This window comes from Capnocytophaga canis, assembly GCF_000827555.1.
In the GTDB taxonomy this organism is placed as follows: Bacteria; Bacteroidota; Bacteroidia; order Flavobacteriales; family Flavobacteriaceae; genus Capnocytophaga; species Capnocytophaga canis.
In genome coordinates, this window is record NZ_CDOI01000201.1 from 1 (window position 1) to 11,033 (window position 11,033).

Sequence of the window (11,033 nt, forward strand, 5' to 3'; positions counted from 1 at the left end):
GTAATCGGGGAACGAGTGGTATTGATGGAAGTACTTCAACAGCCATCGGAGCTGCCATAGGAAGCCAGCGACCGACCCTGTTGATTACGGGAGATTTGAGTTTCTTCTACGATAGTAACGGGCTATGGAATCACTACGTTCCGAAAAATTTTCGTATCATTCTGATAAATAACCAAGGAGGAGGCATTTTCAGAATTCTTCCTGGGGACAAAAACGATAAGCATTTCGAAACTTATTTTGAAACTCCACATCAACTTACAGCCATGCATCTTTGTAAAATGTACGAATGGGACTATGACCAAGCTGACAATATCACTGATTTAACAAATCAACTACATATTTTATTTGAAAAATCAGACCGACCACGCCTGTTGGAAGTACACACACCACGCACTGAAAACGATAAAGTTTTGTTAAACTACTTTCAGGTATTAAAAAAATAGGCTAACTTCACACTTTAATTTATAAACATTGATTGATATGAGTAAAAGAGACGAACTTATTGAGGTTTACGCCAAAGATTTAAAAGAAAAGTGTGGAGTTACTCCCGATTTAGATTTTCTAAAAAAAGTGACTGTAGGATTAGGCCCTTCCATTTACAACGCGGATTCATCAACTGTTGCAGGTTCTGACCAAATGGAATTGGATCGCGTGAAGCAAAACTTTTTAATTAAAAAGTTAGGATTAAGCGACGGGCCTGAATTAGACAAAGCTATTGATTCAGTTATCGAAACTTACGGAAGATCCAACAAAACAAAGCATCGTGCTGTAGTTTACTATCTATTAGCGAAACACTTCAAGAAAGAATCTGTTTACAACAAGTAAACCCGATTAAATTAACGATTTTAAAAAACTGTCTTCGGGCAGTTTTTTTATTTATGTTGAGTTTTAAAAAATCTTTTTTTTATCATTAAACAACATTTTTTTTACTGAAAATCAAGTTATTTTCTTTGCTTACAAAATATTTTTTTCAAAAAACGAATTATCTATACAAAAAATTTGTACTTTTGTCTGAATATAAATCAAAATAGACTAGTGATATGGAGTATTTAGATTTTGAACTGCCAATCAAAGAATTAGAAGAGCAAATGGAGAAATGTGCCATCATCGGTGACAAAAGCGATGTGGACATGACGGATGCTTGTAAAAAAATTGAAAAGAAACTCAACCAAGTTAAAAAAGAAATATACGGAAATTTAACCCCTTGGCAACGAGTACAGATTTCACGTCATCTGGACAGACCTTACACGCTTGATTATATCAATGCATTGTGTGGGGATTCCTTTTTAGAACTTCACGGTGATCGTACTGTAAAAGACGATAAAGCAATGATAGGAGGATTTGGAAAAATCGAAGATCAAAGTTTCTTGTTCATAGGACAACAAAAAGGGGTAAATACAAAAATGCGACAATACCGAAATTTTGGTATGGCAAATCCTGAAGGATATCGGAAAGCATTGCGTTTGATGAAATCGGCTGAAAAATTTGGCATTCCCATTGTTTGTTTGGTTGACACACCTGGAGCTTTCCCTGGAATTGAAGCTGAAGAAAGAGGACAGGGCGAGGCTATTGCCCGTAACATATTGGAAATGTCACGATTGAAAGTACCTGTTATTGTATTTATCATCGGTGAGGGAGCCTCAGGAGGTGCTTTGGGAATTGGGATTGGAGACCGTGTGTATATGCTTGAAAACACTTGGTATTCAGTAATTTCGCCTGAATCGTGTTCTTCCATTTTATGGAGAAGTTGGGAATATAAAAAAGAAGCTGCCGAAGCTCTGAAGTTAACTGCTCCTGACATGAAAAAACTTAAATTGGTCGATGAAATCATCAGAGAACCATTGGGAGGAGCTCATCGCGATAGAGAAACTACCTTTTTGGCTGTTCGCAAAGTCATTTTAGAAACCTACAACGAACTGAAAAAGTTACCAACAGACAAACTTGTTCAAAAAAGAATGGATAAGTACTTGAATATGGGGGTTTTCAAAGAATAGGGATACAAATCTATTTAAAAATAAAAAAAAAGGTAAGTGTTGATAATCAATACTTACCTTTTTTTAATGAAGCTTTTCAGACTTTATCAACAGCTTATTAACAAACGATGTTCATAGATCTCTCTTCTTTGAATTGTTTTTTTTTCTAATTTCGCACTATGAAAGATTTACAACCATATACAACCATACAAGAAACTTCACCTGTTTCTTCTTCAATCATTAATTTAGAACGTGGAAAAATCCCTCCGCAAGACATTAGTATTGAGCAAGTTGTACTCGGTGCTATGATGATTGACAAAAAAGGAGTAGATGACGTTATTGACAAACTCACACCTGATGTTTTCTACAAGAAACAACATCAATTTATTTACCAAGCTATTTACGACCTTTTTCAACAATCTGAGCCTATTGACTTATTAACAGTAGTGGAGCAGTTGCGTAAAAATGGTAATCTGGAGGCTGTAGGGGGAGAATATTACCTAATCCAATTGACACAACGAGTGTCTTCTTCGGCACATATTGAGTTTCACGCACGAATTATCATGCAGAAATTCATCCAACGTAGATTGATTCAAATATCATCAGAAATTATTGAGGAGGCGTATGATGAAACCACCGATGTTTTTGATTTGTTGGATTCGGCAGAGTCTAAACTTTATGAAGTAGCTCAAGGGAATTTAAAACGATCGAGCGAATCAGCGGAAGAGTTGGTAATCAAAGCATTAAAAAAAATCCAAGATATATCAAACAAAACTGATGGATTTAGTGGCATCCCCTCGGGATTTACTAAATTGGATCAACTTACATCAGGTTGGCAGGCGAGTGATTTAATTATCGTAGCCGCCCGTCCGGGGATGGGAAAAACAGCACTTACTCTGTCGATGGCTCGAAACATTGCTGTTGGTCAAGGGATTCCCGTAGCGTTCTTCTCGTTAGAAATGTCGTCGGTACAGCTAATCACACGTTTAATATCTTCGGAGACAAGCCTTCCGTCAGAAAAATTACGTACAGGAAAATTAGAACCTCACGAGTGGCATGTATTGAGTACGCGTGTGAAAGATCTGGAAAAAGCTCCTTTGTATATTGATGATACACCGTCCATTTCGATTTTCGATTTACGAGCGAAAGCACGTCGTTTGTCGTCACAATATGGTATCAAATTGATTATCATTGACTATTTACAGCTGATGACCGCAGGTGGAGGCTCTAAAGGTGTCGGGAATCGTGAACAAGAAATTTCGACAATCTCACGAAACCTAAAAGCATTAGCTAAGGAATTGGACATTCCTGTGATTGCTCTGTCTCAATTATCGAGAAATGTGGAGGCTCGTCCTGGACATAAGCGTCCACAACTTTCGGATTTACGTGAATCGGGAGCTATTGAGCAAGATGCTGATATTGTATCTTTTATCTATCGACCTGAATATTATAAAATCATGGAATGGGACGATGAGGCACAGTCCTCAACCAAAGATCAAGGGGAGTTTATTGTAGCTAAACACCGCAATGGAGGATTGGAAAACATACGCTTAAAATTCTTAGGTCAATTTGGTAAGTTCGACAATTTAGATGATTTCGATACGTTTGGAGGAGGAATTCCTCAGGAAATAAGTTCACGAATAAATGATATTGACACATCAAAACTTCCGTCCGTGGAACAGGCTTTTGGAACACCTCCGCAAATCCCAAATGATGAAGATATCCCGTTTTAGGAAAGAGTTTATTCAAAAAACTTCGCCAATATATTGCTTTTGAGCAGACAACTTTGGCGAAGTTTTTGTATAATTCGGATTCTTATGGTGTTTCGTACATTGGCTCCACTCCTATCGAAAATTTATAAAACAAAGAAACTATATTTGCAACATAACTTCACGGCTCTGAGTAGAGACAAGCAAAACTTAGATTAATGGAATATTGTGTTTCAAACATTCTTCCCTCATAGATTCTGGCCAAATACTTGCTTGAATTTCACCAATATGAGCTTTATGTAGCAAAAACATACATAGACGCGACTGTCCAATACCTCCTCCAATAGAAAAAGGTAATGAACCTTCAATCAATCGTTTGTGGAAATAAAGCTCCAATCGGTCTTCTTTTCCCTCCAATTTCAACTGATGTAGCAGAGCGGCTTTATCCACACGAATTCCCATTGAGGACACTTCAAAAGGAAGTTCCAACACAGGATTCCATAAAATAATGTCTCCATTTAATCCGGCTAATCCGTTTTCCATTGTACTCCAATCATCATAGTCTGGAGCTCGACCATCGTGTTTTTCGCCATGACTCAATTTATTACCAATACCCATAATAAATACGGCTTTGTATTCCTTTGCAATAGCTGCTTCGCGTTCTTTAGGTGTTAAATTTGGATATTTTTGTAATAATTCTTCGGAGTGAATAAAATGAATTTCAGGAGGTAAAATAGGCTTTATGCTCGAAAAACTTTCACATACCAAATACTCCGTACGTAGTAAAGTTGCATAAATTCTGCGAACAATATTTCTCAAAAAATCGGTGTTGCGTTGTCCTTCGGAAATAACCATCTCCCAGTCCCATTGGTCAACGTACAGGGAATGCAAGTTGCCAAGTTCTTCATCGGCACGAATCGCATTCATGTCAGTATAGATACCGTATCCTTGTTCAATGCCGTAATCGGCTAACATTACTCTTTTCCATTTTGCTAATGAATGTACCACTTCGGCACGAACTTCATTCATATCTTTAATAGGAAAATTCACAGCTCGTTCCACACCGTTCAAATCGTCATTAAGCCCTGTACCTCGCAATACAAACAAGGGTGCTGTTACTCTACGAAGACGCAGTTCAGCCGAAAGGTTGGCTTGAAAAAAATCTTTAATTTTCTGGATTCCTAATTCCGTTTGTTGTAAATCAAGTGAAGGTCGATAGTTTGTAGGTTTAATTAAATAACTCATCAATTATTAGTTTTTATCTTATTATTTAGAAACAAAATCTAAGGCTTTTGGAAGCGATTCTTTCCAAAATTGCCAATTGTGTTTTCCTTTTCGACGAATATAATCATGTGAAATACCTTTATTTGTAAGCATCTGGTGGAATAGATCGTTTGAATCGATAACTAAGGTATCTTCTGTACCACATTCCATTATATAGCGGGGTAATTTTGTCAATTCCTCAGAATTTTTCTCATCTAAAATTGATTGAATAACAGGAATAGCTGTTAATAGAAAGCCTCCACTCATGGAATAAACTCCTCCAAATTTCTTGTGATGCTTAAATCCAAGATAAGTAGCCCCAAAACCTCCCATAGAAAGCCCTGCAATGTGTCTGTTCGATTTATTGTCTAAAATCCGATATTTTTTTTCGATAACGGGGATAAATTCTTCCATAAAAAAATCTTCGTATCGCATCTGTTCTGTGTTGTAGTAGAGTGAATTATATCCATTTGGACAAATAACTATCACCTCTGGAAGCCCTTCGGAAATAGCCTTATCAACAATATTTTTCAAATCGCCATACGTTACCCAATGCTTATAATTTTGATTCATTCCATGCAAAAGGTACAATACAGGGTATTTTTTAGTAGTATTGGAAGCATAATGAGGAGGTAAATATACCGAATAGGGTTGCTGTCCACCTAAAATCGTACTAAATATAGACTGTGACATATCCACTTTGCTATCATTATCAATCTCAACAACGAGCTGTTCTTTTCGACACGAAACGCTGATGAATATCAACAATACCAAGTAAATGTATCTCATATCTAATAGTTTTTTCAGTTGCAAATATATCATATTTTTACTTTGTAATGGTAAAATCCTTGCAATTATTAATTGTAAATATCTATTACGGTTATTAATAAAAATGCCGTGACCTCCTGAAAAATGTCATTCAGTGTTTAAACATTAAAAAGTATACGCAATTAAGTACTGAACTCAATAAATTATAAAAAAGGCTGACCTGTTTTTTGGTCAGCCTCTATTTTTATCTGAATAAGGTCATATTTCCGAGGAATTCACGACTATCGTCTTTATCCTCATTCAATCGGATAATGTACCAATAGTCACCCGTTGGTAGATGCTTACCTTCGTAAGTTCCATCCCAGCGTTGTCCTTTTTCCAATTGAGCTATCAATCGACCATATCGATCGTAAATTGCAATGGTCATATTCGGATAACTTCTCGGATCATTTGGCCCCCAATCGTCATTATTTCCATCTCCGTTAGGTGTAAAATTGTTCGGGATTTTGATGTCGATAAACTCTTTTTCAATGGTCAGTGTTCTCGTACATCCTAAATCGTCCATCACTTCAACATCAATTTGCTTGATAACTTTTCCGTCAGGAGTAACATATCCTTTATCTGCTGGCATGATATGATATTCATTACCGTCGTCACTAATAATTCCATTGAAACGGTAAGTGTAAGGAGCTTTTCCTCCTGTTGCTTCTACCTTAATAGTATTCAATGATTTAGGATCTGTTTTATCTGTCAACATCAACGGATCGTACTCTTCAACATCGAAATACTGACCTACAGGAATGGTGTACGTACACGTTTTATAGAAAATAGTGAAGTACTGATCTTTACCCGCTGGAATATTTCGTATGATTGCTTTGTTACCTATGAACTCACTAAATGGTACAGCGTCTACTAAATTGGTACTATTCAATGCATAGAATGTGTTACTCGCTGTCAAAATCGTATTATCGAAGAACAACTCTATGTAATTTTCACTTACTGAGGTATTATCCCAACTTTCACGACACTGATACTGAACCTTGATAGCTTTTGAATTTATCGGTTCAATATTTGGTGCTTTGCCTACTTGGATTGTAGCTGTTTTCGTACACAAGGATGCATCGTCGGAATAAAGCAATTGATATGTTCCCGGAACTAATCCTGTTTTTGATATTACTTGCCCTTGTACTATTCCTGTTGCTGATTCCACTAACGTACCATCGGGAGCTGTCAACGTATAAGCATATTGAGGTCGTCCGCCTTTGATTTCAAAGAACAACTGTCCATCATTAACTTGATAACACGTTTCGGTGACAGAACCTGTTTCTACGTATAACACATCAGGCTCGGCAAACGTAAATATTTCAGTTAGTACACAACCCAATTGATTATCACGTACGGACACTTCATAAGTTCCTGCTGGTAAGCCTCTAAAGGTTCCTGTTGCTACGTCAAAAGTTCCTATGTTCGGTGCTATTCGATAAGTGTAACTTGCTGAACCTCCGGTCACTTGCATTACGATACTTGCATCACTCTCTCCATTGCAGGAAACTTGGGTTGTACTTGTCACAACGGTCAATGGATCGTAGTGAGGTACAAATACCGTGGTTTGAGTCGTACATCCATTCGGATGAGCCACAGTAATGGTGTGTGTTCCTGACGAAACATTTGTGAATATATTATTTCGCTGTGGTGTACCTCCATCAAGAGCATAAGTTACTAACGAAGCATAGTTCGAATTTACTAAAACAATTACTTCACTGCTAATTGTATTTGCGGAAACACATTCTACTTTAGCTGTTGCCGACAATTGCAAATCAACTCCTGCATTGATGCTCGGAATGACTACATAAGTACTACATCCATTGGCATCTTTAACAAAAATGACCTGATTTTCACCGGCAGGTAAGTTGTCATAGTACACACGACCATCATTGCTTTGCGTCCATGTTGCAGATACTGCGTTTGAATTGAAAGCTGTATGGTAAGGTGCTTTACCTCCCGAAATAGTGATAGATGCTGTTGCATCGGCTGCTCCGAAGCAAATCTCATGTGTTACAATATCCAACACAGCAGTTAAACGAGTGGCTGCTTGGATAGTTACATCAAAATCAACATAACATCCATTTTCATCACTTGCTCTTACCAAATAAGTGCCTGGTGCGTATTCCTGCTGATTGATAAATTCAGCTGTCACGGCTCTATCCAATCGTGGCGAAATAGCGTAAGTAATGCTTCCTGTTCCTCCTGTAGCCATTACTTTTATCGTTCCATTATTCTCACCAAAACATGTTTCATCAGTGCTGGTAGCTGTTCCCCAAACCAAAGCTGGAGCTTCGTTGATGATTATCGGATGGATTGTTGAGGTTACACAATCGTCACTCTTCAGCGTAACTTGATAAGTTCCTGTAGCTAAACCTACAAAAATTCCGTCAAGAGTTGTACGTGTAACGACACTTCCATCAGCTAAGGTACCTTTAAGTTCATACTGATAGTTTCCTAAACCGCCTTGGGCAGTCGCTCTAATCTCTGCTGTACTCTCTCCATTACATTTCACATATGCATCGGTAGCATCTACAGTCAATGTAAGCGGTTCTATTGGTAATATCTCAATCGTATTTGAAACTTCAGACAAACATCCGTTACTATCTTTCGCATAATAGGTATATGTTCCCATTGGCACTGATAACACGTCAGCCGCTGTAAACGTTCCTGTTGGCGATGTGCTGAATGTGTATCCAGTACCTGAACCTCCTGATGCAACCAAAGTAATTTCTGCATTTGTTAAACAAGTCAATCCTTTGGTAATAGTAGCATTCAAACGTACTGGAGTTGGTTCGGTGATAGTGATATGTACGGTTGAAACTTGGTCACAACCCCATCCGTCTATTACTTTCACTTGGTAGACTCCTGCTCCTAAATTAGTGAACGTTGGACTATCCTGAGCTCCAGATTCATAGACTTCAGTTCCAATAGTTGAAATCAACACATACTTGTAGTTACCACTTCCTCCCATGACACTTACAGCTGTGATACTGGCTGATTTATCACCGTAACAAGACACCTGAGTCACGCTCGAAGTCAAATTAAGTGTTATTGGCACTGGTGGAGCGATTGTAATAGTGGTCATGGTTGCCGTTGCAGATGCTGTAAGTTCACAACCTCCCATGTCGCGTACTTTCACTTCATAGTTTCCTACTCCTAAACCTACGAAAGCTGAAGTGGTAGTATAAGTACCGTACGTTGGGTGAGGAATTCCATTCATCCACAATTGATATTCGTAGTTACCCCATCCGTATTGAGCTTGGACATCTATTACAGCGTTGTTTCCTTCACAAGTTAATGGTGCTATGATGGTCGCCGTTGCTGTCAAGGCTCTTGTAGGGCCTGATACGGATACCAACGTTGAGGTTACCGTACAGAATGGTATTCCATTTTCTGTCAATTCTACTTTATACATACCTGTCGGCAATCCACCAATATCCACACGGTGAGGCAAACTTGCCATAGTTGTCGTGGCCGTTCCTGAAGCTACCATCAATGAAGTAGCATCATCAATTACTCGATACGCATAACTACCTAAATAACCTGTTGTTTCTAACGTAATAACTCCGTCAGAAGCTCCATAACAAGATGTATTTACTTTTGGTGAAACCTTGATTTCAATGTTATTATACGGATGTACGGTATATGTAGTCACAGTATAACATCCTGTATGATTATCTATTATTTTAAATTCGTACATACCCACCTCGGTAATCTCAAAAGTGGTTGTTGAAGAACCTGCCATTATGGTTCTCGTGGTTGGTGACACCACTCCTACTCCCGAAATACGATTTCCTTCAATCGTATACCCTTGATTTGCTCCACCTGTGATGGTTACAGCTATGGTTTCCGGATTCGCACAGGTAATGCGATTCGTTCCCACTACCGACACGCCTTGGATAGCAGGGAATGGCTGCACTACTACAGTGGTTGTAGTTGCACATCTGTGCGAATCTTTAACGTACACCGTAATGGTTTGTGTGACTCCCGTATCAATAATAGTGAACACTCCTGAGGTGTTGGTGAAATCTGTTCCGTCGATGCTGTAATGGTACGGTACTGTTCCACCGTTACCCACCGCCGTGATAATCACAGGTTGTGGTAAGTTACTTGGGTCACAAGCAAAAGGCGTTGTTGTCGCCGTAACCCCCACTACAGTTGGTTCGCCTATAGTTACTGTATCTGTAGTAACACAACCTCTTACGGATGTTACTACTACGGTGTAAACTCCTGCTGATAAATCTTTAAACAAGAGAGAAGTTGGCACATTCGCTACGGTTCGGGTTTGCGTAACGAAACCTGTCGCCGTACTTGTTACTACCACTTGGTAGTCCAAATGCTGTTGTGTCTGTGGCACATCGACCGTGAACCATCCATCAGCACCTCCGTTACACTTCACATCGCTACGCGTAGTTGTAAACGTAGGTGATACTGCTGGAGTTAATTCAAAGGTAACAGACTCTGTTGCACAACCCGTAACCATATCGTACACCTCAACCGTATAAATTCCTGCAGTAAGTAAATTCGTAAACAAACCGCTATTGATTTGTGTTACAGTTGCTCCCACTGGCGGAGTCACTGCATAACGGATGTTTGTTGAATGTCCTGCACTGTGGGTGATGGACACGGTTCCGCCTGTTGGTGTACTACACGTAATTTCTTTCATCACCATTGCATGAACGTTTGTGATAGGTGTATGCAAAGTTGTTGAAAGCGTTGCCGTTGTGATGGTATGACAACCCCAAACATCGGATACTTTAACATGATACGCTCCCGCATCTAAGTTTGTGAACGTTACTGTGGTTGCCGTTGTGGTATTCAATACCGCATGGGAATTTCCACCTCTGAATAATTCAAACGTGTAGCCCTCTCCTGCTCCACCGCTTACCGTTACACTCATCACTCCACTTCCCGCTACACAGTTTTGCGAAGCAATGGTCATTGTAGCTGTCAGTGGCACTGGATTGGTAAGTACTACGGTCGCCGAAATTGTTTCTTCACATCCTGTACCTGCCTTATCACTGATTTCAACTTTATAGGTATCAGCTATCAAGCCCGTAAATCTCGGATTCGGTTGCCAAGCTCCTACAGTTCCTGTTGATTGTGGCGTAATTCGGTAACGATAGTCACCCCAACCGCCTGTAGCGTTGGTTACTTCAATCACTCCGCCATTCACACAAGTGATAGGCTCTGTGGTTACAGAAGCCGTCAAGGCTGTAGTTGGTTCAACAACAGTGAACACGTACGATTTTTCACAATTTGGTACGGCTTTTTT

At 39.1% G+C, this 11,033-nt stretch carries 7 protein-coding genes; 4 read left to right on the forward strand and 3 right to left on the reverse strand.

All coding sequences use genetic code 11. The features are described 5' to 3' along the window. The 4 genes from CCAND38_RS10775 to dnaB all read left to right on the forward strand — a co-directional run. The coding region (locus CCAND38_RS10775) for a thiamine pyrophosphate-binding protein (protein WP_042345386.1) at nucleotides 1-443 on the forward strand (443 nt) is incomplete at its 5' end. A 37-nt stretch (nucleotides 444-480) separates the two neighbouring features. Beyond that, entirely contained in the window at nucleotides 481-825 is a 345-nt protein-coding gene (locus tag CCAND38_RS10780; protein WP_042007071.1) for a DUF2853 family protein, read from the forward strand. 215 nt (nucleotides 826-1,040) lie between these two features. Further along, complete coding sequence (locus tag CCAND38_RS10785; RefSeq protein ID WP_042007074.1) at nucleotides 1,041-1,994, forward strand: acetyl-CoA carboxylase carboxyltransferase subunit alpha; 954 nt, start codon at nucleotides 1,041-1,043, stop codon at nucleotides 1,992-1,994. A 158-nt stretch (nucleotides 1,995-2,152) separates the two neighbouring features. Further along, entirely contained in the window at nucleotides 2,153-3,706 is a 1,554-nt protein-coding gene (dnaB, locus tag CCAND38_RS10790; protein ID WP_042007076.1) for a replicative DNA helicase, read from the forward strand. Nucleotides 3,707-3,892: 186 nt separating this feature from the next. Here dnaB and asnA read toward each other — a convergent pair whose 3' ends face one another. The 3 genes from asnA to CCAND38_RS10805 all read right to left on the reverse strand — a co-directional run bounded on the left by asnA (nucleotide 3,893) and on the right by CCAND38_RS10805 (nucleotide 11,000). Continuing rightward, nucleotides 3,893-4,927, reverse strand: coding sequence for an aspartate--ammonia ligase (gene asnA / locus CCAND38_RS10795; RefSeq protein WP_042345388.1), 1,035 nt, complete (start codon nucleotides 4,925-4,927; stop codon nucleotides 3,893-3,895). A 21-nt stretch (nucleotides 4,928-4,948) separates the two neighbouring features. Further along, nucleotides 4,949-5,734 (reverse strand): alpha/beta hydrolase, encoded by a 786-nt coding sequence (locus tag CCAND38_RS10800; RefSeq protein ID WP_042345389.1) that lies wholly within the window; start codon nucleotides 5,732-5,734, stop codon nucleotides 4,949-4,951. Between the two features lie 223 nt (nucleotides 5,735-5,957). Continuing rightward, on the reverse strand, nucleotides 5,958-11,000 hold the full coding sequence (locus CCAND38_RS10805) for a T9SS type B sorting domain-containing protein (RefSeq protein ID WP_231550034.1): 5,043 nt from the start codon (nucleotides 10,998-11,000) through the stop codon (nucleotides 5,958-5,960). Between the last annotated feature and the right edge of the window lie 33 nt (nucleotides 11,001-11,033).